The organism is Alteraurantiacibacter aquimixticola, from assembly GCF_004965515.1.
Classification (GTDB): domain Bacteria; phylum Pseudomonadota; class Alphaproteobacteria; order Sphingomonadales; family Sphingomonadaceae; genus Alteraurantiacibacter; species Alteraurantiacibacter aquimixticola.
Genome location: NZ_SSHH01000002.1, coordinates 574,398 through 598,703 on the forward strand (window position 1 = coordinate 574,398; position 24,306 = coordinate 598,703).

Sequence of the window (24,306 nt, forward strand, 5' to 3'; positions counted from 1 at the left end):
CATTGCCGTTGCGGTTATTCGGTCGCTTCTTCGGGGATGGGATACTCGTCCCCTTCCCACTCATGGGAAGAGACCTCCTGCATGCCTTCGACCAGTTCGATCTCGAACGCACCGCCCTGTCCGATCGAGCTGGCGCGGATGCGCAGCCGCTCCAGCCAGTCGCCGTCCTCTGCCAGCGGGGAGAGGTCGATGGCGATGCGCGAATTCAGCTCCTCGCCTCCATCGTCGTCGCTCATCATGCTGGCAAAGCCGAGCGGGCTTTCGAAGCCGAGTTCCAGGAAGGGATCGACCCCGCTCGGGAAATCCTCGTCCTCGAACAGCGGCGTGGTGAGGTTCACCGTCACCTCGCCCTTGCCGCGGCGGATGGCCGTGATGACCTCGGGCGTCAGCTGGTAGGTGATTTCGGACGGATCGAGCGACCCGGTCTCATAACCGGTGCCGAGATAGCCGCCGACACGCTCGCCCAGGCCCAGCACCTGCTGCGGTGACTGGATGGTGTGGGTGCGCGGTTCAGCGAGGCGCAAAGTGTAATGGCCAAAGCTGTCACCATAGGCCTGCGTGGCGATTGTATAGGTTCCGCTTTCGGGCAGCACCAAGCGCAGCAGCGAATTGAGCCCGCCGCCGCCATCGTCATTGCTGTCCAGTTCTTCGCCCTGGTCGCCGCTGCCTTTGTAGATCGAAAGCAGCGGATCGAGCGTGTCATCGTCGGCGATGAGAGCCGCCTCAACCAACTGACCTGCCTCACCGGTGATGGTGTAGAGGTGGCGCCCGCCCGCCGTCAGTTCGCCGCCTTCCTTGCCACCGAAGGCAATGGGCTGGATCGCCCGGGGTGCGACCGTGCCGGGCCGCAGGACCAGCTGGAAAGCGCCGCCGGTCTCATTCTCGGAAAAGAGGTCATAGGCGCTGACGGCAATCTCGACCTGCTGGCCATTTGCCGAATAGACGCTGCCGCGCGAGCCAAGGCCCACGCCGCCGTCATCATCCTCCACCAGCACTTCGCCCGTGGCGGCATCGGTGATTGTCAGCGTCGGATCGAGCGCGCTGTCACCGGTGGGCATGACATCCACCTGCAGCGAAGTGCCCGGCGCCATCGTGTAGCGATAGACAACCGGCGCGCCTTCCACCGCGCCTTCGAATGTCAGCACATCGCTTACCTCTCCATCGAGATCGCGCACCTGTGCAGTGGCAGCAAGCGGTGTGAGCAGCGCGGCCGAAGCCAGCAGCAGCGCGGCCTTGCTCCATGCAATTGTCATGACAGTCCCCTTAAAATTCATGCCCAAAGGCCAGCCCCACAGGCAGCATGTTTGCCTTAGCAGGTCAAAGCTTAATGCCGCCTAGTGCGGCCATTCATCTTCGAGGAGGCCCCACAGCCAGGTGTCGCACCAGCCGATATGCGTCTTCATCGCATCGCGCAGATGCGCCTCGCGCGTAAAGCCGAGGCTGCGGACGAGGCGGTTGCTGGCCGTGTTGCGCGGATCGATATCGGCAAACAGGCGATGCGCGCCCTCGCTGCGGAAGAGATGGGTGACCAGCGCGGAAACACATTCGCGGGCAATGCCCTGCCGCTGCATGTTGGGAAGGATCATGTAGCCGATCTCGAACACGCCTTCGAGCCGGGCGCCGGCATAGACGGTCATCACCGGATCGCCGCCACCATGCGGAACGGGAATCCATGTGCGCCCGCCGCTATTCGGATCGAACAGGTATTCGCGAAAGCTCTCGACATCCGCAAAGGGCGCGCGGCTCCAATAGCGCATGTGGCCAGGATCGCTGTAGGCGGGAAACAGCGCATGCTCGTCGCCGGCTTGCGCAGGCCGCATGGTGAAGCGTTCGGTGGTGAGCGTGGGGACTTCGGTCACTCGCCGACCAAATGGCTAACGAGCGCCTTCACCTTCTTCTGCCGCCACTGCGGACGCGGGGCGATGAGCCAGTAGGCGCGGCGGCAATCCTCTTCTTCGTCCAGCTTGACCAAGCGGCCGTTCTCCAGCGCCTCTGCCACCAGCGGATAGGGCATGGTCGCACGGCCCAGGCCTGCAAGCGCGGAGGACAGCGCCTGTCCGGCATTACCGACCTGCAACAACACGTCCTCACCCTCCGGCGCGGGGAAAGCGGGCCAGCTGATCCAGCCATCGGCGGCATCGGGCGTGGCGACGGTCACGCGGCAGCCGGGCGCCAGCTGTACACCCTCATGCTCGCCCGGCCCTTCGACGAGGCGAATGGCGACATCGAGATTGGCCTCGGTGAAATCGGCGTCCTCATCGGCGATCAGCTGGTAGCGGACCTCCGGGTTCTCGGCGCGGAAGGCGGCAAGGCGCGGCGCCAGCCACTGGGCATAGAATTCGCGCGGCACGGCAATGGTGTAGTTGGAGGAGGACTGCCCCGCCTGCATCGCCTGCACGCTTTCCTCGAAACGCAGGAAGCCTTCGCGCAAGGGATCAAGCCCGGCCACAGCCTCGTCGGTCAGTTCCAGGCCCTTGGAAGTGCGGCGGAACAGCACCACGCCCAGCACATCTTCCAGCGCGCGGATCTGCTGACCGACGGCAGCAGGCGTCACCGCCAGCTCGTCCGCAGCACGGGTAAAGCTGAGGTGCCGCGCGGCGGCATCGAACACGCGCAGGGCGTTGAGGGGAAGGTGTGTACGCTTCATCGGAAGGCGCGATGTAGTCGCCAGCCGTTGCCGGGGCAAGCACCACGCGCGCGAAAGGCTTGACCCGTTGCAGGCGAAACGACAGGACCACAGTTCCACTCTCACAGCCGGAGCACTGAATGATCCGCTTCCTCGCCGCTGCCGCCTTCTCCCTGCTCGCCCTCGCCAGCCCCGCCCATGCGCAAAGCATGCTGGACGGCACCTTCGCCGAGGACATTCCCACTCTGGAGCAGGTGGCCGGCCATCGTAGCGGCGCGCGGATCACTCCGCCGGAACAGGCCGTCGCCTATTTCGAGGCGCTGGCCGAGGCCGCACCAGACCGTTTCCGGATCTTTGAATATGCCACCAGCTGGGAAGGCCGCCCGCTAGTCTATGCCGTGGTAACGAGCGCGGACAACATGGCGCGGCTCGAGGCGGTGCAGGCCGACCTGACGCGGCTGGGCAACGGCACCCCGCCCGCGCAGCTCGCCAATATCCTCCCCGTCACCTGGCTCACCTATGGCGTGCACGGGAACGAGATTTCCTCCACCGACGCGGCGCTGTCGCTCGCCTATCATCTGCTGGCGAGCGAGGGAGACGCCATCGTCGATGCCATCATGGCCAACACCATCGTGGTGATCGATCCCAGCCAGAACCCCGATGGCCGCGCGCGCTTCGTGCATGAATACCGCCAGCAGCTGGGCATCCAGGCCTTTGGCGATCGCGGCACGGCGGGGCATGACGAGCCCTGGCCCGGCGGGCGCACCAACCACTACCTTTTCGACCTGAACCGCGACTGGTTCGCCCTTACCCAGCCCGAAACGCGCGGCAAGGTGGCCGCGGTGCGGGACTGGCATCCGGTGGTGCTGGTCGATGCGCATGAGATGGGCGGGGATGAGAGTTATTTCTTCCCGCCTTCCGCCGATCCCTTCAACCCACATATCCCGCAGGACCAGCGCGACAAGCAGATGCTGCTCGGCCGCAATATCGCCACGTGGATGGACCGTTTCGGCCAGCCCTATTTCACCCGTGAGGTCTTCGACGCCTTCTATCCCGGCTATGGCGACACCTGGCCCACGCTGAACGGATCGATCGCGATGACTTTCGAGCAGGCGAGCGCGCGCGGCCTTGTGTGGGAGCGCAAGGACGGCACCATGCTGACCTATGCCGATGGCGTGCGTAACCACTTCCTCTCCACGCTGGCGACCGCGCAGACCGTGGCCGAGAACCCGAACCTGTTCCTCAACGACTATGCCGCCTATCGCCGCAGCGCGATAAGCGGTGGCGCGGGCACCGGCACCTATGTGATCGACCTGTCGCAGAAGCGCTGGAATGCCGAACAGCTGGCGCGCCGCCTCGCCTTCCAGGGGATTGCGGTGTCGCGCGTGGCCGGCCCCGCCACGGCTTGCGGCAGGCGCTATCCGGCGGGCTATCTCGCGGTCAGCCGCAGCCAGGGCGCTGCGCGGCTGATCCGCAGCCTGCTCGATGCGACGACGGATCTTCCGGCGGACTATATCGCCGGACAGGAAGCCCGGCGCGATGCGGACCTGCCGCACGAGCTCTACGACACCACCGCATGGTCGGTCGGCATGATGAGCGGGCTCGACGTCGCACTATGCGGCTCTGCAGCCACCGGCAGCGCGATTTCGGCCGAGGATCCGGTGACCGCCCGCGCCGATGCGCCGGGTGCCTTCGGCCTTGCCGTGCGCTGGACCGATAGCGGTCAGGTGCGCCTCGTTGCCGAAGCGCTGCGCGCCGGGCTGGTGGGCCGCACGTCCGACACGGCCTTTACCGCAGGCGCGGAAAGCTTCCCGCGCGGCAGCGTCGTCTTCTCCCGCGGCGACAATGCGGAGAAGATCGACGAGCTGACCATGCTGGCATCGCGCATCGGCGCGGAAGTCATCGCGCTCGACAGCGGCTGGGTCGATAGCGGGCCCAATCTCGGCAGCGACAAGTTCGTGCGGCTGACCATGCCGCGCGTCGCCATGCTGTGGGACGACGGGGTGAACCCGCTTTCGGCGGGCGCGATGCGCTATGTGCTCGAACAGCGGCTGGGCATCGCGGTGGCGCCGATCCGCACGGGCAGCGTCGATCCATCCGTGCTATCCGCCTTCCAGGTGCTGCTGGTGCCCGATGGCAATTATGGCCGCGCGCTGGGCAATGATGGCCGCTCCGCCATTGCTTCCTATGCCCGCAATGGCGGCGTGGTAGTGGTGCTGGGAGATGCGATGGCGGGCTTCAGCGATGGCGACAACGCGCTCTTCGCCCTCGCCCGCGAGACGGCATTGGGCACCGATCCCACGGATGAGGAAGGGAGCGAGCGCCTCGTCGCCGGGAGCGAGATCGGGGATGAGGGCGATTACCGCGAGGCCATCGCCGATCCCTCACGCCGTCCGGATATCCTTCCCGGCGCGCTGCTCAATACCGCGATCGATCGCAACGTCTTCCTCTCCGCAGGCTATGACGATGCGGCCCCGGTGGTCTTTGCCGCCGGCGATTTGATCTTCGCCCCGCTGGGCCGCGATGCCGGCCACAATGTCGTGCGTTTCGCCGATGCCGGCAACCTGCTGGCCAGCGGCTATATGTGGGACGAGAACCGGCGGCAGATGGCGTTCAAGCCCTTCATGGTCGCGCAGCCTGCCGGCAGCGGCATGGCCATCGGCTTCACGCATGATCCGTCGCAGCGCGGCTATCTCGATGGGCTGGACATGCTGATCGCCAATGCGGTGCTGATTGCTCCGGCGCGGGTGAGGTAATCGTTTGTTGCCTCAGGCGCCGGCGGGGCATCCGCCCCCTGGCTTTCCTCACCGCTATTCGCTCTGCTCGGCTACGAGCCGGCTGCGGGCGCGCATTCGCGCTTGCGGTCGCGTTGCGGCCGGAGGTGAGCAGCCAGCTGCCTGATCTATTATTCCGCCGGGGCGGTGAGCGGGAAGTGCGGGATCGCCACGTCGAACAGCGATCCGTCCACCGCGCTGAAGGTGTAGTGCCCTTCCATCGCGCCATGCGGCACGGTCAGCTCACAGCCGGAGACGTAATCATGCGTCTGGCCGGGCGCGAGCACCGGGGTTTCCCCGACCACGCCTTCGCCATCGACGATGTTCACCATTCCGCGCGAGTCGCTGATTCGCCAGTGCCGCGTACGCAGCTGGATCGTGTCATCCCGGCCGTTTTCCAGCCGCACGTGATAGACCCAGAACCAGCGCCCCGCCTCGACGCGCGACTGTTCAGGCATGAAGTTGACAGACACGCGCACAGTCACGCCCGCCGTAATGGCGACGTGCTGGAACAGCGAGTTCATGGCATCCCGGATCATCATCGAGTCGCGAGCCTAGCGGGTTTGCAGGCGGCGGCAAGGGGAGATGGCGAACTTGCCCCCGGCTCCTAGCTTTTACCGGCCTCTACCATGTCGATCGGGGCACGCAGCGACCAGCGAATGCCTTCCGGAGCATAGAGGATATCGGCATCGCTTCCGAAAGTGCGCTTGGGAATCTCCGAGATCAGCGTGCTGCCAAAGCCCTTTCGCTGCGGAGGGGAAACTTCGGGCCCTCCGCTTTCCTGCCAGCTCATCGAAAAACCCGTCGCGGCATCCACAGCCCAGCTGATTTCGACTTTGCCGGCATCGACCGAGAGCGCACCGTATTTGAGCGAATTGGTCGCCAGTTCGTGCAGCGCCATGCCGATGGTTTCCGCCGCGCGTGGCGTCAGCGGAATATCGGGCCCGTCGGTGACGATGGTCCCCGGCGCGTCCTCGACAAAGGCAAGCTGCAGACGGACCAGCTCATCCAGCGGGACTTCGCGCCATTCGCGGCGGACGAGGATGTCCTGGTTCACGGCCAGGCTGCGCACACGCTGCTGGAAGCGCTCGATCAGCTCGTCATTGCCATCGACACTGCGGCGCAGCAGCGCCTGGATGGTCGAAAGCATGTTCTTCGAACGGTGGTTCACTTCCATCAGCAGCAGGCGGATCTGCTCGGCCTGCTCGCGCTGTTCGGTGATGTCGGAATTGGTGCCGAACCAGCGCAGGATATCGCCATTTTCGTCGCGGATCGGCAAGGCGCGGCTGAGGAACCAGCGATATTCGCCGCCCTTCGATCTGAGCGGGAAGATGTCCTCCCACTCCTCGCCCGTATCCCAGCTGTGCTGGATGCGCTCGACCACGCGGTCGACATGCTCGGGATGGTGGACCTTCTTCCAGCCCCAGCCCTCCATCTCCTCCAGCGTGGTGCCGGTGTAATCGTACCAGCGCTTGTTGTACCAGAAGATGTGCCCGTCGGGCCGCGCCATCCAGGCGAAGGGGGCGATATTGTCCGCCAGCGTCTGGAACAGTTCCTGGCTCTCGCGCAGCCGCTCCTCCCGCTCAAGGAAAGGCCGTGCATCGCGGGCGATCTTGCTGGCGCCGACCACGGTGCCCATCTCGTCCCGCACCGGCGAGACGGTGACCGAGATATCAAGCTCCACACCTGACTTGTGCAACCGCCGCGTCAGGAACTGGCCGACCTTTTCCCCGCGGCTGATGCGCTCGAGGATTTCGTCTTCCTCATGCTGCCGATCATCGGGCAGGAGGCGCCGGATGGACTGGCCGATCATCTCCTCCGCCGTCCAGCCGAACAGCCGTTCAGCCGCCGGGTTCCAAGCGATTACTATACTGTTTGTATCCTTCGCGACGATAGCGTCGTCGGAAGACTCAACCAGCGCCGCATAGAAGTCGTATACGCCGATCATGCGCAACAACCTTGAAAAGAAATGATTTTTTGACCCACCGCACAGCAATACCCGATTGCCGCACCGCTGGCGAATCAAATGATGTCTTTGGAAATCAAATCCCCGCCTTCACAAAGGCCTGGTCGAGATCCTCGATCAGGTCCTGCGGATCCTCCAGCCCGACATTGATCCGGATCATGCCTTCTTCCACCCCCATTTCGGCGCGGCCTTCCTCGCCCATATTGTTGTGCGTGGTGGAGGCCGGGTGACAGGCCAGCGTCTTGGCATCGCCGATATTGTTGGAGATATCGACCAGTTCCAGCGCATCCAGCACGGCGAAGGCCTTGGCCCTGCCGCCGGGGACGATGAAGCTGAAGATCGGCCCGCAGGCGTCCATCTGCTTCATCGCGAGGTTGTGCTGGGCGAAGCTGGGCAGGCCCGGATGCAGCACGCGCTCCACCCGCTCCTCCACGAACTTGCCCACGGCGAGCGCATTCTCGCTCTGCCGGTGGGCGCGCAGGTCCAGCGTCTCCAGCCCCTTCATCACCACCCAGGCATTGAAGGGCGAGCAGACGGGGCCGGTATTGCGCTGGAAGGGCGAGAGATACTCGTTCACCCATTGCTCGCTGCCGCACACGGCGCCGCACAGCACGCGGCCCTGTCCGTCCATCAGCTTGGTGGCGGAATAGGCGATAACGTCCGCGCCATATTCCAGCGGTCGCTGCAAGGCGGCGGTGGCAAAGGCATTGTCGACCACGGTGGTGATGCCCTTGGACTTCGCCAGCCCGCAGACGAATTCGAGATCGACGATATCGAGCGTGGGATTGGCCGGCGTTTCGAAGAAGAACACCTTGGTATTCTCCTGCACGGCGGCCTCCCATGCGGCATTGTCGCGGCCGTCCACCACCGTGTGGGTGATGCCGAAGCGATTGAGCACATTGGCGAGGATCCAGCGGCACGAACCGAAAGCGGCGCGCGCGGCGACCACGTGGTCGCCCTGCGACAGCATGCACAACAGCGCCGATGTCATCGCCGCCATGCCGCTCGCCTGCGCCTTGCAGGCCTCCGCCCCTTCCATCGCCGCGATCCGTTCTTCCAGCATCGCCACGGTGGGGTTCTGGAAGCGCGAATACTGCATGCCGCTGGCTTCGCCCGCAAAGCGGTCGGCTACTTCCTGCGCGCTGTCATAAGTGAAGCCGCTGGTGAGATAGAGCGCTTCGCTCGTCTCGCCATGGTCGCTGCGCCATGTGCCGGAACGCACCGCGCGGGTGGCGGGGCGCCATTTGGCGGTCTTGGAACGGTCGAGGCCGGTGGTCTTCTTCATGGGGCCAAGCGTTTAAGCATGCCCCGCCGCATGGGCAAGCGTGCTCGTCAGCCTTCGCGCAGCCATTTGAGCGCGCCTTCGGCCAGCCCCTTGAACTTGGGCCAGCCATCGCGGCTGTCGTCCAGCGGAGCGAGCAGCAGTGCGGCGTCGTCGGGCAATTGCCACTTGATGCGGTGGTAGAGCTTGGAGCGGGTGAGATCGGAACGCACCATCCAGAAGCCGTCCGCCAGCACATGCGCATCGCCGTGGAAATCGAGGCTTTCGGGCTCGTCGGCCTCCGGGTCGAACCAGAGCAGGTAAAGATCGGTCATGCCCTACCAATCGGATAGTCCGGGGAGCGGTTCCCGCGAGCGCTTGCACAGCGCCGCGCGGCTGCTATCCCGTCATGGCATGCAGGATCCCCCCATTCACGAGACGGACCCCTGGCGCTGGCACCTTGCCCTTGCCGCCATCTTTGCGGCGCTGTGCGCGAACAGGCTGACGATCCCCTCGCAGCCCTTCTTCGACGAGGTGCATTACCTGCCCGCGGTGCGCTACCTGCTGGATCTCAGCCATGCGACCAATCTCGAACACCCGCCATTCGCCAAGCAGGTGATCGCGCTGGGCGTCGCGATCTTCGGCGACAACCCGCTCGGCTGGCGGATCATGCCGCTGCTCTTCGGCGTGCTGGCGCTGTTCTCCTCCATGCGCGCCATGTGGTTTGCGACCGAGAACCGCGCGGCGAGCGTGCTCACCGGCATGTATATCGCATCGGGCTTCATGCTGCTGGTGCAGGCGCGCATCGCCATGCTCGACATTGTCATGGCGGGCTTCATGCTGCTGGCGCTGTGGATGTGCGCGGGCGCGGTGCGCGAGAATGAGACGGCGCGCTGGCGGCTGGCGATAGCAGGCGTGGCGCTGGGCTGCGCGATGGCGAGCAAATGGAACGCGATCCCGCTCGCCATGGTGCCGGGGCTGACCTTCCTTGTCGCCCGGCTATGGGCAGGCCGCCGCCGTCCGTTCCGCTCGGAACGTGGCTGGCCGATCCGGGGCATGAGCCTGATGGAGGCAAGCGTCTGGCTGGGCGTGGTGCCGCTGGCGACCTATGCCGTCACCTATTGGCCGTTCCTTTTCTTCGATCAAGTGCCCGGCAATCCGAGCGGCCTCATCGCGCTGCACATGCAGATGCTCGACTTGCAGCAGCAGACGCTCGATCCGCATCCGTACCAGAGCCGCTGGTGGCAGTGGGTAAGTAATACACGGGCGATCTGGTATTTGTACGAGCAGGCTGACGGCGCGCAGCGCGGCGTGCTGCTGCTGGGCAATCCGCTCTCCTCGCTCGCTGCCCTGCCCGCACTTGTCTGGTGCATCTGGGCAGCGTGGAAGGACAAAAGGCGCGATTGCGCGGCGGTAGTGGTGCTCTATGCGGTCAGCCTCGGCATGTGGCTGATCGCGCCCAAGCCGGTACAGTTCTTCTACCACTACTTGCTGCCGCATTGCTTCGCCATGGCAGCGCTGGCCCTCGCGACCGAGCGGCTGCGCCAGCGTGGCGAGCGGCTGGTGCCATGGGCACTGCTGGGCGGATCGCTGGCGCTGTTTTCCTATTTCTACCCCATCCTCACCGCCGCGCGGCTCAGTGGCGAATATTCCTTCCTCGTCTGGGCCTGGCTGGAGGGTTGGCGGTAGAAACGACAACGGCCGGCCCCCGAAGGAACCGGCCGTCGCGGGTAATGTGGTCTATCGCGTTTTACGCGATGGCCTTTGCCGAGCCACGCGGGCCGGCCAGCAGCCACACGATGAAGCCGATCACCGGCAGCACGATAATGCCCAGGCCCCACAGTAGCTTGGCGGGCAGCGTAGCGCCGCTCACGGCGATGTTGTAGAGGGCGTAAATGTCCAGGATGAGGACAAGAAGTCCAAGAATTTCCATGACTTGCTCCTAGCGGTTGGGACGCCCTGTTTCAGGGGGGAGGACGCCCTTCTTGGCCCTAGGAACGGGTGGAAAGCGGATCGGGTTCCGGATTTTTTGCGGAGAGCCGCTCAGGTGCGGCGCTGGAAATAGCCTTCATACATGCCGTAGCTCAGCAGGATGATCGCCAGCGGCGGGGTCAGCTCAAGCCAGCTTTCGAAAGTCGCGAGTTCGTAAACCAGCGTCGCAAGGCCAATTACGCCGCCGATCATAGCGATGCGCTTCGTCACTGTGCGCGAGGGTGGCGCGTCCGCAGTCCGCGATGTCTCGTCCTTGTTGACGTGCGGTTCTTCCATGATGCGTCTCCCTTCGGGTAAGTATGTCCGAAGCCAGCACCCCGGACAAGGAGTTGGCAATCAGGCAGGCTTCCCTCGCCGCCGCCAGCCGCGCCACGCGAGCATGATCGCGAGAACGGCAAGCAGAACGAGTAGCCACAATACGCCATTCCAGACGGCACGTGGGCTCTCGCTGCGGCGAATGGCTGCGATTTGCGTCCATTCAAGATCTACACCCTCGGCATACGTCCCTTGGTCATCGAGATAGGAACTTGGTTCCCCGCGCAGCAATGCCTCTACCTCGGAACGATAAGCTGAGGCGTATGGTAGGACAAAGCTCCCCGAGCAGGGTGCCTGCATTAGTTGGAGCAAGTCGGGGCGTGCATTGGGGAAGATTGTTGCGCTCGGCGCGCGTAACGGCAAGCCTGGACTGTCCGCGTTGACGGCCGCGAAGAGCGAAGGTTCGGTGACCATCAGCTCGTCCGGCAGCGCAAAGGTGGAATTTCCCCAGTAAAGCGGAACGCTCGCAGGCAGCTCTCCCCGGAAGACATCATCCACCGCCACGGTAATGATGCCGTGGTCTATAGGACGGCCGAACTCGCTCTCACTGACGACGATCTCATAGCTGGTCACACGCCCGCTGAAGACCGCATCCGCCTCGCGCATGTCCTCCACCACGAAGGGTGCACTGGTAATGCATGCAAAAGATGTGGCAGGCAGGAAGGAGGCAAAAAGGGCAAGGCCCGTCGCCAACACGCCTCGCAATTGCATTCGTCCCACTAACTTCCCCTCTCGCAAGAAAAAGTTAGGCCAGAGTTGGTGCCGGGACAAGGGCACAAGCCCTTGTGATGTTACCGGAAACGGCCCCAGACGAACTTGCTCGACAGGGCGTAGTTCCACACCGATGCCAGCACGATGCCGGCGAGCGCCGAGGGCACCCAGTGGAAGCCGCTGCCTTCCATCATGGAGGCCACCGCCACATTGGCGAAGCCGCCCACCGCGCAGGCCGCGCAGAATTTCAGCCAGCCCCAGAACATGCCCTGCGCGCCCGACAGCTTCTTGTCGCGATAGGTGAGCAAATTGTTGAGCCAGAAGTTGAAGGTCATCGCCACGATGGTCGCGAAGGACTGCGCCCAGGTGAAACCGACGATACCCGGCGCATAGAGCGTGGCGAGCGCCGCCATATGCACCAGCACGCCCAGCGCACCCACCGTGCCGAACAGGGCGAAGCGGGTGGGAATGATCTTGCCGAGATAACGCTCGTAGAGACCGGCGAGGAAATCGAGCACGACACCGTGGTCCAGCTTGCTTTCGCCTTCGAGGCGCTCTGCGAACTTCAAGGGGAATTCCTTCACGGTAAGTTGCGGTTTCGCGGTGGCGAGGATGTCGAGCATGATCTTGAAACCGATGCCCGAGAGGTCGCCCGCCTGCTTGCGCAGCTGATCGGTGCGCAGGAGGAAATAGCCGCTCATCGCATCGGAAAGCTCGGTGCCGGTCAGCTTGCGGGCCAGCGCATTGGCGATCCGGCTGCCCTTCTCGCGCCCCTCGCTGGAAAGCCCGGCAGCGCTGGCGCCTTCGGCAAAGCGGCTGGCATAGGCGAGGTCCGCCTCGCCCGATTTCACGGCGGCGAGCATGTCCTTCAGCAGCGCAGGATCGTGCTGGTGGTCGGCATCCATCACGGCGACGAAAGGCGCGGCGGTGGCGCACATGCCTTCGATCGCGGCGCTGGCAAGGCCGCGGCGGCCGATGCGCTGGATCACACGGATGCGCGGATCGGACTGGCCGATGCGGCGCGCTTCTTCGGCCGTCCCGTCATGCGAATTGTCGTCGACGAAAACCGCTTCCCAACCCGTGGGGCCCAGCGCCTCTTCCAGCCGCTTCACCATCGGGGCGATATTGCCCTTCTCGTTCAGCGTCGGGAGCACCACTGCGAGTTCCAGCTTCGCGCGGCCTTGTGCAGCGCCGGCGGGGGCAGCGTTGGCGACCGCTTCGAAGAGATCGGGATGCGTCATGTCCATGCCCCAGCGGCGTAAGGCGTAATCTTAACCATAAGGTTTACATGTGTGAATTCTGTTGTCCGCACGCCCATCCGGGCGCGCGTCCTCGGTGCTGATCCCTCCGCTTCGCTGCGGGGCACCTGCGAGCGGGCGTTCGCCCTTGCGGCCGCTGGCGCGGCCGTCCTGGTGCAGACAGACGCGGGAGGTTCCGCGACCTAGAGACGCGCCACCACGGCATCGCCCACTTCGGACGTCCCCGCGCTGCCGCCAAGGTCGCCGCCGCGAACACCATCTTCCAGCGCCTTCGCGACAGCCGCCTCGACCTTCGCCGCTTCGGCCTCGAGGCCCAGCGAATGGCGCAGCAGCATCGCGAGCGAGAGGATCATCGCCATCGGATTGGCCTTGCCCTGCCCGGCAATATCGGGGGCGGAACCGTGGATCGGCTCGTAGAGGCCGAAAGTGCCGTGATCGGTCTGCCGCTCACCCAGCGAAGCGCTGGCGAGCAGGCCGATCGAGCCGACGCACATGCTCGCCTGGTCGGACAGGATGTCTCCGAACAAATTGCCGGTCACCACCACGTCGAACTGGCCGGGATTGCGCACCAGCTGCATCGCGGCATTGTCGACATACATGTGGCTGAGCGTCACGTCGGGATATTCGCCCGAAACCTCGATCACCACGTCCCGCCACAACTGGCTGGTTTCGAGCACATTGGCCTTGTCCACGCTGCATAGCAGTTTCTTGCGGCCTTGGGCTGCGCGGAAGGCGACATGGGCGATGCGGCGCACCTCGTCCTCGGCATAGGACATGAAGTCGTAACCCTGGCGGCGGCCATCGTCGAGCGTGCGGATCGCCTTCTCGCCGAAATAGACGTCGCCATTCAACTCGCGCACGATCAGCAGGTCGATCTGGCTGGCCACTTCGGGGCGCAGCGCGCTCATATCCTCGAGGCCGGGGAACATGGTCGCCGGGCGCAAATTTGCGAACAGGGTCAGCGCCTGGCGCAGGCCCAGAATCGCCTGTTCGGGGCGCAAATGGCGTTCCAGATTGTCGCAATCGGGATCGCCCACCGCGCCGAACAGCACGGCGTCCGACGCCTTGCACAGTTCCAGCGTTTCGGGCGGCAGCGGGTGGCCGTGCTTCTTGTAGGCCGTGCCGCCGACATCGGCATCCGCCACTTCGATATCGAGCGAAAGCGCGTCCAGCACCTTCTTCGCCTCGACCATGATTTCCGGGCCAATTCCGTCACCGGCCAGACATGCGATCTTCATTCTATCCGCCCCAATAATTCGCGTAAGCGTGCGCGCGCCGCCATAACGTCTCCGCGCCGGTCGGCAAGCAGGTAGTGGTCGAGCGGACCCGCCAGCACGTCCATTTCTTTCATCAGCGCGGATAGATCGCCCTCGGGCCGCGCGCCCGCCCCGCCATAGCCAAGCTCGCGCAGCAGCAGCGTCTCATAGGCGAGCAGCGCGCCGACCCAGCCGCGTGCGGAAGGCGCATGGCAGATCGCATCGAGCAATCCGCCGAGCGCCGCGTGGAGCGAGGGATAGGGCTGGCGTTCGGGCAGCGCGGTTGCGGTCAGTGCCGCGACCCAGCCGATCGCGGCAGCCAGCAGCGGTTCGGTGAGATATTGCCCGCGGCTTTCCAACAGCTCGACCTTGGCAAAGGGCAGCTGGCTTTCGGAGCGGGCGGAGACCTGCACATCCACCACGTTGCCGGGGATCATCACCGGGCGCAGCTGCCGCCCGCGCCCGCCGGCGACATAGGCGGCGACGAGGCCGTATTCCTCGGTCAGGAGACGCGCGACGACCGCCGTTTCGCCATGCTGGCGGGCAGCGACAAGGATGGCGGGCGCGCGAATGTGCATAGGGGCGCTGCTGTGCCTGCTGGCTGTGGCGGGCGCAAGCGCGGCGGGTTTTGTCTCCCACCGGCGAATAGTGTACCAATGCGCGATCACAGGGGCTTGGGAGAGCAGCCATGAAGACTGTTTTGATCGGTTCGACTGCCATTCTTGCAGCAGCGATCGCACTTCCCGCGCAGGGGCAGGACAGCGTCCTTTCGGATAGCCGCGTGGAACTCTATGCGGAAATGCTGGCGATGAGCACGGCCTGCCGCGAGGTTTCGGGCATCAGCATCCGCGAAGATGATCTGTTCAGCTGGATGACCGCGGAACTGGCGCAGGGGCCTGAGGCAGACCTCGACCGCGTATTGGCCCTGCGCGACAGCAAGCTGGATGACATGCAGGCGAGGACCGCCCAAGTGAATGCCATCCCGCGCGGCAACAGGCGCGCGGATGCCGTCAACGATCATTACGCACAGGCCCTCTCACGCTGCCTGCGCATGAGCGAACATTCGGTTGCCGGGGAATATTTCAGGCGGAGGTAGGCGCCCGCTTACTTGCCGATCTTCGCCTCGATCTCGGCCAGCCTGGCTTCCAGCACGTCGACCTTCTCGCGCGCGTTTGCAGCCATGTCCTTCACCGCGTCGAATTCCTCGCGGCTGACGAAATCGAGGCCGCCCATGGCCTCCTTCATCCGCTCACGCGCATTGTCGCGCGCCTCTCGCGTCATGCCAGCCAGCGTACCGGCGGCGGAGTTGGCGAGCTTGACGAAGTCGGCGATGACGGGGTTTTCGCTTTGCATGGTGGCTATGTGGTCTCCGCTGCAGGCGAAATCAATCCCTACAACACAACCCGCTGCACGGCATTGTTCGCATTCACATCGCTGGCATCGGGATTCAGCTGGAGAAACTGCCAGGTGAGCGCGGTCGCGAACAGGCACCAGGCGAGATAGGGCAACAGCAGCAGCCCCGCTAGCCTGCGCACTTTCCAGAACAGCCAGATCGTCAGCACCAGCATCACGTCCAGCGCCGCAATGACGATCAGCGCCAGCTCGATATCATGCATGGCGAAGAAGACCGACGACCAGGCCAGATTGAGCGCGAACTGCACGAGGAAGGCGAGGATCGCCAATGTCCGCCAGCGTGCACCCCAGGCGGCGCAGACCATCGCCAGCGCCACACCCATCAGCACATAGAGGACTCCCCAGACGATGCCGAAGGTGATGGGCGGCGGGTAGATCGCGGGCTTGTACAGCGCGGCGAACCACGGATTGTCCGCGCCGCTGCCGGCCATCTGTCCGGAGACGAAGCCGGCCAGCACCACGACCGGGACAATAAACAGGGACCAGCGCAGCAGGCTGGCGCGCAATTGCGCGGGAGAAGCAAGGCGGTTCATTCAGGCTCCTGCATCAACGGGGCAACGGCGCCCGCAGAATCGCTTCCCACGATAACCGGCACGCCATCGCGCGCAAGACGTTGAAAACCGGTGTCCCCTGCAGGCACGCTCAATCCCCGCCCCGCTTTGCGGAGATCAGGAATTCGACATTGCCCTCAGTGCCCTTGATCGGGCTTTCGGTGATTCCCTGGATTGTCCAGCCTTCGCCCTCCAGCCAATCGCGCACTTCGCCGCATACACGCTGATGCAGAGCCTCGTCGCGCACGATGCCGCCCTTGCCTACCTCGTCGCGCCCGACTTCGAATTGCGGCTTGATCAGCGCCACCAGCTGGCAGGTGGGCGCGGCGAGTTCCAGCGGCCTTTCCAACACCTTGCGCAGCGAAATGAAGGAGGCATCGCACACCACCCAGTTGCACGGGCGGTCGATCTGCGTGGACGTCAGCTCGCGCGCATTGGTCTGTTCGAGCACGGTGATGCGCGAATCGTTCCTGAGCTTCCAGTCGAGCTGGTTGGTGCCGACATCGACCGCGAAGACATGCTCCGCCCCGTGATACAGCAGCACCTGCGTGAAGCCGCCGGTGGAGCTGCCGATATCCATTGCCACCGCGCCCGTGGGATCGAGGCCAAAATGCCTGATCGCCCCGTCCAGCTTCACCCCGCCGCGCCCGACCCAGGGATGGTCGCGGCCTTTCAGCTCTATCTCGGCATCGGCGGCGACCTTCTGCCCCGCCTTGTCCACCCGCTGACCCTTCACGAAGACGAGGCCCGCCATCACCAGCGCCTGCGCCCGCGCGCGGCTTTCCGCCTCACCCCTTTCCACAAGGAGCTGGTCGATCCTCACCTTGGCCGTCTTGCCTTCAGTCATGGCCCCGGGCGATAGATGGCGCGAAGCGAGCGCGCCAGCCCTGCTCTCCCGCGCGGTGTCACATTTATTGTCACATTTGGGTGCGACTGGGGCGGACCCGAATCGCTTCTCGAGGATTAGAAGAGCCATGAATATGCGTTTTGTTGCCCCCCTCGCCTGTGCCGCCGCACTGCTTTCGGCCTGCAGTTCCGCCGACGAGCCGGCCGAGGAAGCTGCGCCCGAGACCCCGGCCCCCGTGCTCACCAACTCGCCCACGCCTATCGCCGCGCCCGATGGTTCGCCGCTTGCGCCCGGCAGCTGGTCGATCAATGAAAGCGCCAGTGGCGCCAGCGCGACTTTCGGCCAGGCCGATACCGATCCGCTGGTCAACATTACCTGCAATCGCGAAAGCAATGGCCTCACGCTTTCGATCAACACGCCGAAGCTGGGCAGCCAGGCCTGGGTGATCGAGGCGGGCGGCACGGCCGCGCGGCTGGACACGATGTCGAATGGCGAGGTCGTGCCCTACCAGGTGGCGGCTATCGCCCTCGACGCGCCGGTCTTCGGCGGCTTCGTGCAGCCGGGTGGAACGATCGAAATGACCGGCCCCGCCGGCGAAGTGATCCGCCTGCCCACCGCGCCCGGCATCCGCCGCGTGTTCGAGGCATGCGCCTGAATTTGAAACTCGTGGAATGATGAGGAGAGACCGGAGAATGCGCAGGGAATGGATGGCCGCCATGGCGGGATCGATGGTGCTGGCCGCCTGTGTGGCGCCTGCCCCGTCGCCCACTCCCGATGCATCGGCCACGCGCGCTCCGGTCGCGGCTCCCGCGCCCAGTCCAACACCAACACCCTCTGCCAGTATCGCGATCCCGCCGGCCGCCCATGCCGACTGGCACCAGGCCCCGGTGACGCCGGGCGACTGGTTCTATGTGGCGGAACCGGCGGAGACGCTGGCGGTCTTCGGCCCGTCGAGCGGAGAGGCGCTGATGCTGCTGCGCTGCGACCTGCGAACCCGCCGCGTCGGTATCGCCCGCTTCGACAATGTCCCGGGCGAGGTACCGCTGCGGATCGAAACCGAAACCATGACACGCGACCTCACCGCCAGCCCCTTGCCGAACCGGAACGACTTGCTGGTGGCGGAGCTCTCGGCTCGCGACCCGCTGCTCGAAGCGATGGCCTTTTCGCGCGGGCGGCTGGGCGTGCATTTCGGAGGCAATGCGCGGCTCTACGTGCCGGCCTGGCCGGAAATCACGCGCGTGGTGGAGGATTGTCGGTAGAGGTCTCAGGTTTCCAAACCCGAAGCTCTCATTCTGACTGTGAAAAAGATAAATTCAAGTCTTGTGTTGCGCCGCACACCGATTCACAACAGCACGCAAGGCCAGCGGTGAACGCGGTCTTCGCCCGACGGGTTGCACCACAGGGTGTTGGCTTCAAAAGCGCGAAAGGAGGTGATCCGATGTCTCATGGTTCAGCAGGGAGGTCGGTAAGTTTCCGCGCGAGGTACTATCGGTAAGCTAGCTATCGATAGAGACTTCGTGGGCGGCACTTCTGGCCGCTGACCATGCGAAAGGCGGTTCCTCGTTAGGCGGGGGCCGCCTTTCTCATTTGTGCTATGATATTATCATGAAACTTCAGCGCTTCTATCCGTGGCTTCCGGCACTTGGAATCCTGTGGCTCATCATGATGGTCCCGGCCATCCTTGCGCCCGCACCGGCAAATTTCCTCTTTGGCGTGATGGCGGCAGGATTATTCCTCCTGACGATCATGATTTCTGTCCAACGGCGACCATGCGGCCACGGCTTGGTGACAATGGACGGCATTTTCCAATATCCATGGGTCAAGCGTCGGTGTCCTAAATGCGGCGTAAAGGTCTGGTGACTGCCCCCCTTTCCCTCCGGCGCGGACATCGCTAGCAGTCTGGTTTCGAGAAATACCTCTTTTCCGATAATTTCAAATTTACTTTTGAGTTTGAAATTATATGACGCAGCCTATTCTGTAGACCTAAGGAAATGCTTCATGGCGACTCTCGCCGATTCTGCCACGATTGAGATTGCCCGCTTGCCCCATCCCGCCCCCACCGCCGTGGAGGCGCGTGAGGCGCTGATCGCCGATCCAGGCTTCGGCAAGGTCTTTACCGATCACATGATCGTGGTGGATTATGACGAGGGCACCGGCTGGCACAATGCGACGCTCGGCCCGCGCGGGCCGATCCCGCTCGATCCGGCGGCATCGGTGCTGCACTACGCGCAGGAAATTTTCGAGGGCATGAAAGCCTATCGCATGGCCGATGGCTCGATGGGCCTGTTCCGTGCGGATCAGAATGCGCAGCGCTTCAATGCCTCGGCCCGTCGCCTCGCCATGCCAGAGGTTCCGGAAGAGCTGTTCACCGCCGCGGTGCGCCAGCTGGTGGAGGCCGACGCCGAATGGTTCCCGCCGGTTGCGGGCGGATCGCTCTATATCCGCCCCTTCATGTTCGCCACCGAGCCCTTCCTGGGCGTGCGCCCGGCCAAGCAATACAAGTTCGTGGTGATCCTCAGCCCCGCTGGCAATTACTTCAAGTCGGGCGCACCGGCGGTCTCCGTCTGGGTTTCCGAATATACCCGCGCGGCCCCCGGCGGTACCGGCGCGGCCAAGTGCGGCGGCAATTACGCCGCCAGCCTCGTCCCGACCGGAGAAGCCTTCGCCAAGGGCCATGACCAGGTCGTTTTCCTCGATGCCGCCGGCAATGGCTGGATCGAGGAGCTGGGCGGCATGAACCTGTTCTTCGTGTTCGACGATGGCAGCATCATCACGCCGCCGCTAACCGGTACGATCCTGCCCGGCATCACCCGCGACAGCCTGCTGACGCTGGCCAGGGCCGAGGGGCTGAACATCCGCGAGGAGAAATACGCAATCGACCAGTGGCAGGAGGATGCGAAGTCCGGCCGCCTCGTCGAAACCTTCGCTTGCGGCACCGCCGCCGTGGTGACGCCTGTGGGCCATGTGGAAGGCCGCAAGCATGACTTCACCATCGGCACCGGCGGACCGGGACAGGTGACCTCCATGCTGCGCGACAAGCTCGTCGCCATCCAGCGCGGCAGCGCGCCCGACCCGCATGGCTGGGTGACGAAGCTGTCGTGATGCTCAAGCTTTTCCGCGCCATTGCCCTGATCGAGGGCGTGACGACCATCGCCCTGTTCTGCATCGCCATGCCGCTGAAATACGGCGCGGGAAATCCGGTGCTGGTGCCGCCGGTGGGGCTGACCCACGGCCTCGCCTGGGTCGCTTATGTGCTGGCGATGGTGGTGTGCCTGCCAGGCAAGGGGTTCACCATGTGGGAAGTGGCGCGCACCTTCATCGCCGCGCTGTTCCCCTTCGGCACCTTCCTCAATGACGGGCTGATCCGCCGCAAGCAGGCGGCGCTGGCGCTACGCGACGCCGCCTGAGCGCACCCGCTTCCTAGATGCTGGACGGATAGGCCGGTCGGATATCGACCGGCAGGTGAGTCATGCGTGAAATCGCGTCCTCACCATGCGCGTCGAGCTTGGCGTAGGTTTCGAAGAATGCGGCCGTGCCGTCATAATCGCCGGTCGCCTGCAGCATCAGCTCGGTGGTCAGCAGCTCGGTCAGCGCGCTTTCCATGCGTTCCGGGTCGATCACGAAATGCTCGGCCTCCTCGTCGAAGCGGAAGGCGCCCTTTTCCAGCAGGAAGCCATATTGTGCCGCCGCGCCCTTGGCGTGCGCTTCCTCGATCCCGAAGCGCATGGAGCGGAACAGGCCGGTGAAATAGGTCGCCCAGAGCTGGTCCTTTTCGGCCGCCGGGATCTCGCCGCGTTCCATCATGTAGAGGATGTTGTAGACGCCCATGACGTCCGCCTTGCTCTCCTCCAGTGCCGAATAGAGCTCGCGCAGTTCCTCGTTCACCGTGGTTGCGCGGCCATCGACGGTGATGCTGCCCGGTCCCAGCGAGTGCGAGAGTTCGTGGAACAGGGTGAACAGCTCCATATACTTCTTCTGCACCAGCCCAGCCTGGCTCTCATGCAGCACGACCGCGCCCATGGGCTGCAGGATCATGTCGTATTTCGCACCCAGCACATTGGCGAGGATCACTTTCTTCGCGCCCTTGGCTTCGCGCACGCGCTCGTCATTGGGCAGGTTGAAGGCGATGGTCTGCACGCCGGGCACATTGTCGCCGCCGCCCTGCACCTGGTCGGCCACGGCGATCGGGCTTTCGAAGCCGCGGTTGAAATTGTGATGCTCCGCCGGGATCGGCAGATTGCCCTCCATGTCGCGCAAATAGGAGACATAGCGGCGCAGCGCCTCGCTCTCCTCCGGATTGCGCAGGGTCACGAAGCTTTCGAAGGCGGTCTTCGTGCCATAGAGGCGGTCGGTATAAACCTCATAGGGTCCGATCGCGACTTCGATGGGCGTGCCTTCAAGGTCCATCCACGCCATTTCGCTTTCGAAATAATCGTCGGTCAGGAAGCTTTCGGCGCGCAGGGTGAGGAAGCGCTTGAGGCTGGGATTGGTGGTGATTTCCGCCGCTTCGCGCAGCAATTGCGCGGCGGGTTCCAGCCAATCGGCATATTCCACCGAATAGGGGATCGCGACGAGGTTCTCGCCATCGCGGCGCACCACGGTGTAGGGGCTGAGCAGGGCCTCGCGCTGGTCGGGATGCGCTTCCAGATAGGCGTCGAATTCCTCGCGCGTCAGGTCGGCGGGATAGAAGCCCGCGCCTTCCGGCATGGGCGTGTCGCCATAGAAGGGATGAAGGTCGCTGCCCTCGTCCCACGGGCCGAAATTGCGGTCATACATGTCGAGCATGTCGGCATTGCCGGTCGCCTCGATCTCGGAGCGCAGCTCGTCATAGTTGGGCAGGCGCTGGTGCATGTAGATCACGCTCATCAGCCGGCTTGCCGCGATCAGCTTGCCGACAACCTGCCGCTCATCCTCGGTGAGATAGGAAGTATCCGGGGTCATCGCGACATCGGCGATCTGGTCGCGGCTGGCGATCATGTCATAGCCGCTCTCGACCGCGTTATCGCCCGATGTGCAGGCGGTGGCGAGAAGGGCGACGGGCAAGAGGGCCTTGGCGAGAAAGCGCATATGCGGGCATCCAATCAGGGAACAGCTGTAACTATCCCGCCTGACTAGCGAGCCGGGGTGCCGGGATCAATTGGAAAGGCCCGCCGGGGAGCCGGCGATCAGCCTTCGCGGTCGTTGAAGGTCCAGGCGACCTCGCCCTGGGCGCTGCCGGTGGTGACCATCTGGTGCGCCAGCTGCATCGCCTCGGCAAAGGCATCCTCGGCCATGGCGGGAGCAGCGACGCCGGTCACCGCAGCACGGGCGCGGCTGGACATCAGGACGATGTTGCGGGTCGCGATGCCCTCGGCAGGAACGGCGACCATCGCGCGCTGTCCGCTCGCCTCGACCATGTGATCGCCCGCAGCAATATCGGCAAAGCGATAGGCGCCGTCGGCATCGCTCATCGCGCGGGCATCGCCCAGCGCCAGCTCCACACCCGCCGCCGGAACGCCGCGCGCGTCATAGACCGTGCCCGTCACCTCACCCGCCGTGGCGGAGAGGGAAAGGCCCAGCGAAAGGGCGGCGGCGACAAGAGCGGCTTTGCGCAAGGCGGGACATCCGAATCATTGCGGCGCGGACCGATTTCCGCACCCCGTTCGGACTCCACAGCCGAGCAATGTGACGGCTGCATTACAGTGGATGACATTTTCGCGACGGGACGTGCGCGATCAGCCCTTCAGCGCCTTCAGCACAAGGTCGCTCGCCCGCTCGCCGATCATGATCGCAGTGGCATTGGTATTGCCCTGCGGAATGGTCGGCATGATGCTGGCATCGGCGACCCACAGGCCTTCCACGCCCTTCACCCGGCAATCTGGCGTCAGCACCGCATCCGCATCGTCGGCAGCGCCCATGCGCACCGTGCCGACCGGGTGGTACATCGGGATCGTCGCCGCGCGGACATAAGGCATGAGCCTGTCCACCCCGCTCGCATCCATGCCGGGGCGCACCTCGGCGGTCACCTGCCCCACCAAAGCGGGCTGCGCCATGATGCGGCGGGCGATCTCCAGCCCCTCTACCAGTTGCAGCGCATCGTCCTCCTCGCCGATCAGCTGGTGGCGGATCACCGGCGGCGCGTCGGGATCGCTGGAGCCGAGCAGCACCTCGCCCCTGCTCTCCGGCCGCGTCAGCGCGATGAAGGTACTGACAGAGCTTTCCGCGCGCAGCTCCAGATTGCCCGTGGGTGTCACATCGAAGGCGAAGGCGCTGAAGGCCAGCTGCAAATTCGGCGCGGGCAAATCCGCGCGGCTTTTCACGAAAGCCTGCGCATGGCCGATCCCGGTGGTGAGCGCGCCCGAACGACCGAACAGGAAGCGCGCAAGGCTCTTCACCCCGGCCAATCCCCGGCTGTCATCGTTGAGCGTATGGGCGGACACCTCGTTCACCAGGTGCACGCCGGGATGTTCCTGCAGGTTCTGCCCCACGCCCGGCGCGTCAAGGACCACATCGACGCCATGGTCACGCAAATGCGCCGCCGGACCAATGCCGGAAAGCATCAGCAGGCGCGGCGAATTGAGCGCGCCCGCGCTCAGCACCACGCCATCATTGGCGGTGATCGTCTCGGAACTCTCGCCCCGCTGCACGGTGACGCCGCAGGCGCGGCCATCCTGCATCTCGATCCGCAATACCTTGACCTCGAGCATGATCTCGAGCGTCTTGGGCTTCTTCTGAAGGTAACCGGCAGCGGTGGATGAGCGGAGGCCGTTCCTTTGCGAGAGCTGGATCAGGTCCACGCCCTCATTATGTTCGCCATTGAGGTCGGGCGAGCGGGGATAGCCTGCCTGCTGCACCGCCGCGATCCAGTCGCCCGTCACCGCATAGCGGCTGCGCACCTCGGAAACCGCGATCGGCCCGCCCGTGCCGCGATAATCATCGGAGCCGCGCTCATTATCCTCCATCCGGCGGAAGAATGGCAGCACGCTGTGATAATCCCAGCCCTTGGCGCCCAGCTCGGCCCAGCGGTCGTAATCGTAAGAGTGGCCGCGAATGAACATCATGCCGTTGATCGCGCTGCCGCCGCCGAGCCGCTTGCCCGCCGGCCAGACGTCGGGCCTGCCGCCCACGCTGGGGTCGGGTTCGGCAGAGTACATCCAGTCGAAATCGGGCGTGTGGACGATGCCGCTCATCAGCGCAGGCACGCGGGAGCGCACGTCCTTATGGCCCTTGCCCGCTTCCACCAGCAGCACACGCTTGCCCGCCTCGGCCAGCCGCACCGCCATGGGAATGCCCGCCGATCCGCCGCCGACAACGATGATATCCGGATTGTGGCCCAAGTCTCGCTCCTCTCACCTC

27 protein-coding genes are annotated in these 24,306 nt (G+C 64.6%); 8 read left to right on the forward strand and 19 right to left on the reverse strand.

The annotated features are described in order from the left end of the window. Positions 1-14: 14 nt before the first annotated feature. From E5222_RS09275 to E5222_RS09285, 3 genes are all read right to left on the reverse strand, one after another. Positions 15-1,253: a hypothetical protein gene (locus tag E5222_RS09275; RefSeq protein WP_136693476.1), complete on the reverse strand. Its 1,239-nt coding sequence runs from the start codon at positions 1,251-1,253 to the stop codon at positions 15-17. Between the two features lie 81 nt (positions 1,254-1,334). Next, on the reverse strand, positions 1,335-1,859 hold the full coding sequence (locus E5222_RS09280; protein ID WP_136693477.1) for a GNAT family N-acetyltransferase: 525 nt from the start codon (positions 1,857-1,859) through the stop codon (positions 1,335-1,337). Then, positions 1,856-2,647, reverse strand: a complete 792-nt coding sequence (locus E5222_RS09285) for a LysR family transcriptional regulator (RefSeq protein ID WP_136693478.1) — start codon at positions 2,645-2,647, stop codon at positions 1,856-1,858. Before E5222_RS09285 ends, E5222_RS09280 begins: the two co-directional genes overlap by 4 nt. A 119-nt stretch (positions 2,648-2,766) precedes the next feature. On the opposite strand from E5222_RS09285, the gene E5222_RS09290 reads away from it, so the two are divergent. Beyond that, on the forward strand, positions 2,767-5,382 hold the full coding sequence (locus E5222_RS09290) for a M14 metallopeptidase family protein (RefSeq protein ID WP_136693479.1): 2,616 nt from the start codon (positions 2,767-2,769) through the stop codon (positions 5,380-5,382). Between the two features lie 149 nt (positions 5,383-5,531). Here the strand turns inward: E5222_RS09290 and apaG are convergent, their stop codons facing one another. The 4 genes from apaG to E5222_RS09310 all read right to left on the reverse strand — a co-directional run bounded on the left by apaG (position 5,532) and on the right by E5222_RS09310 (position 8,962). Continuing rightward, complete coding sequence (apaG, locus tag E5222_RS09295) at positions 5,532-5,924, reverse strand: Co2+/Mg2+ efflux protein ApaG (protein ID WP_136693806.1); 393 nt, start codon at positions 5,922-5,924, stop codon at positions 5,532-5,534. An 83-nt stretch (positions 5,925-6,007) separates the two neighbouring features. Then, positions 6,008-7,348, reverse strand: a complete 1,341-nt coding sequence (locus E5222_RS09300; RefSeq protein ID WP_136693480.1) for a sensor histidine kinase — start codon at positions 7,346-7,348, stop codon at positions 6,008-6,010. A 94-nt stretch (positions 7,349-7,442) separates the two neighbouring features. Next, a complete protein-coding gene (locus E5222_RS09305) occupies positions 7,443-8,651 on the reverse strand; it encodes a trans-sulfuration enzyme family protein (RefSeq protein WP_136693481.1) in 1,209 nt (402 codons plus the stop codon). Between the two features lie 47 nt (positions 8,652-8,698). Then, positions 8,699-8,962, reverse strand: coding sequence for a hypothetical protein (locus E5222_RS09310; protein ID WP_136693482.1), 264 nt, complete (start codon positions 8,960-8,962; stop codon positions 8,699-8,701). Between the two features lie 79 nt (positions 8,963-9,041). Between E5222_RS09310 and E5222_RS09315 the strand changes: the two genes are divergently transcribed. Further along, on the forward strand, positions 9,042-10,316 hold the full coding sequence (locus E5222_RS09315) for a glycosyltransferase family 39 protein (RefSeq protein WP_136693483.1): 1,275 nt from the start codon (positions 9,042-9,044) through the stop codon (positions 10,314-10,316). Between the two features lie 61 nt (positions 10,317-10,377). Here E5222_RS09315 and E5222_RS09320 read toward each other — a convergent pair whose 3' ends face one another. The 6 genes from E5222_RS09320 to recO all read right to left on the reverse strand — a co-directional run bounded on the left by E5222_RS09320 (position 10,378) and on the right by recO (position 14,738). Continuing rightward, positions 10,378-10,560 (reverse strand): PLDc N-terminal domain-containing protein, encoded by a 183-nt coding sequence (locus E5222_RS09320; RefSeq protein ID WP_136693484.1) that lies wholly within the window; start codon positions 10,558-10,560, stop codon positions 10,378-10,380. A gap of 110 nt (positions 10,561-10,670) precedes the next feature. Further along, a complete protein-coding gene (locus E5222_RS09325; RefSeq protein ID WP_136693485.1) occupies positions 10,671-10,895 on the reverse strand; it encodes a hypothetical protein in 225 nt (74 codons plus the stop codon). Positions 10,896-10,955: 60 nt separating this feature from the next. Continuing rightward, positions 10,956-11,627, reverse strand: coding sequence for a hypothetical protein (locus E5222_RS09330; RefSeq protein WP_211196124.1), 672 nt, complete (start codon positions 11,625-11,627; stop codon positions 10,956-10,958). Between the two features lie 98 nt (positions 11,628-11,725). Continuing rightward, entirely contained in the window at positions 11,726-12,892 is a 1,167-nt protein-coding gene (locus E5222_RS09335; protein ID WP_136693487.1) for a glycosyltransferase family 2 protein, read from the reverse strand. 194 nt (positions 12,893-13,086) lie between these two features. After that, on the reverse strand, positions 13,087-14,142 hold the full coding sequence (gene leuB, locus E5222_RS09340; RefSeq protein ID WP_136693488.1) for a 3-isopropylmalate dehydrogenase: 1,056 nt from the start codon (positions 14,140-14,142) through the stop codon (positions 13,087-13,089). Further along, entirely contained in the window at positions 14,139-14,738 is a 600-nt protein-coding gene (gene recO / locus E5222_RS09345) for a DNA repair protein RecO (protein ID WP_136693489.1), read from the reverse strand. The genes leuB and recO overlap by 4 nt, the downstream gene beginning before the upstream one ends. A gap of 110 nt (positions 14,739-14,848) precedes the next feature. Between recO and E5222_RS09350 the strand changes: the two genes are divergently transcribed. Beyond that, positions 14,849-15,256, forward strand: coding sequence for a hypothetical protein (locus E5222_RS09350; protein WP_136693490.1), 408 nt, complete (start codon positions 14,849-14,851; stop codon positions 15,254-15,256). Between the two features lie 8 nt (positions 15,257-15,264). Here E5222_RS09350 and E5222_RS09355 read toward each other — a convergent pair whose 3' ends face one another. The 3 genes from E5222_RS09355 to E5222_RS09365 all read right to left on the reverse strand — a co-directional run bounded on the left by E5222_RS09355 (position 15,265) and on the right by E5222_RS09365 (position 16,971). Continuing rightward, positions 15,265-15,513, reverse strand: a complete 249-nt coding sequence (locus tag E5222_RS09355; protein WP_136693491.1) for an accessory factor UbiK family protein — start codon at positions 15,511-15,513, stop codon at positions 15,265-15,267. 38 nt (positions 15,514-15,551) lie between these two features. Further along, a complete protein-coding gene (locus E5222_RS09360) occupies positions 15,552-16,106 on the reverse strand; it encodes a TspO/MBR family protein (RefSeq protein ID WP_136693492.1) in 555 nt (184 codons plus the stop codon). Positions 16,107-16,215: 109 nt separating this feature from the next. After that, complete coding sequence (locus tag E5222_RS09365; protein ID WP_136693493.1) at positions 16,216-16,971, reverse strand: TlyA family RNA methyltransferase; 756 nt, start codon at positions 16,969-16,971, stop codon at positions 16,216-16,218. Positions 16,972-17,098: 127 nt separating this feature from the next. Between E5222_RS09365 and E5222_RS09370 the strand changes: the two genes are divergently transcribed. The 5 genes from E5222_RS09370 (at position 17,099) to E5222_RS09390 (ending at position 20,378) form a co-directional block, all read left to right on the forward strand. Continuing rightward, complete coding sequence (locus E5222_RS09370; protein ID WP_136693494.1) at positions 17,099-17,626, forward strand: hypothetical protein; 528 nt, start codon at positions 17,099-17,101, stop codon at positions 17,624-17,626. Between the two features lie 37 nt (positions 17,627-17,663). Then, positions 17,664-18,230 (forward strand): hypothetical protein, encoded by a 567-nt coding sequence (locus tag E5222_RS09375; RefSeq protein ID WP_136693495.1) that lies wholly within the window; start codon positions 17,664-17,666, stop codon positions 18,228-18,230. A 346-nt stretch (positions 18,231-18,576) separates the two neighbouring features. After that, on the forward strand, positions 18,577-18,831 hold the full coding sequence (locus tag E5222_RS09380) for a hypothetical protein (RefSeq protein WP_136693496.1): 255 nt from the start codon (positions 18,577-18,579) through the stop codon (positions 18,829-18,831). 138 nt (positions 18,832-18,969) lie between these two features. Further along, complete coding sequence (locus E5222_RS09385; protein WP_136693497.1) at positions 18,970-20,073, forward strand: branched-chain amino acid aminotransferase; 1,104 nt, start codon at positions 18,970-18,972, stop codon at positions 20,071-20,073. Next, a complete protein-coding gene (locus tag E5222_RS09390) occupies positions 20,073-20,378 on the forward strand; it encodes a DUF3817 domain-containing protein (RefSeq protein WP_136693807.1) in 306 nt (101 codons plus the stop codon). The genes E5222_RS09385 and E5222_RS09390 overlap by 1 nt, the downstream gene beginning before the upstream one ends. A gap of 13 nt (positions 20,379-20,391) precedes the next feature. Here the strand turns inward: E5222_RS09390 and E5222_RS09395 are convergent, their stop codons facing one another. The 3 genes from E5222_RS09395 to E5222_RS09405 form a co-directional block, all read right to left on the reverse strand. Continuing rightward, on the reverse strand, positions 20,392-22,038 hold the full coding sequence (locus E5222_RS09395; protein WP_136693498.1) for a dipeptidyl-peptidase 3 family protein: 1,647 nt from the start codon (positions 22,036-22,038) through the stop codon (positions 20,392-20,394). 98 nt (positions 22,039-22,136) lie between these two features. Further along, a complete protein-coding gene (locus tag E5222_RS09400) occupies positions 22,137-22,565 on the reverse strand; it encodes a carboxypeptidase-like regulatory domain-containing protein (protein ID WP_136693499.1) in 429 nt (142 codons plus the stop codon). Positions 22,566-22,685: 120 nt separating this feature from the next. Further along, on the reverse strand, positions 22,686-24,287 hold the full coding sequence (locus tag E5222_RS09405) for a GMC family oxidoreductase (protein WP_246021645.1): 1,602 nt from the start codon (positions 24,285-24,287) through the stop codon (positions 22,686-22,688). Positions 24,288-24,306: the final 19 nt, after the last annotated feature.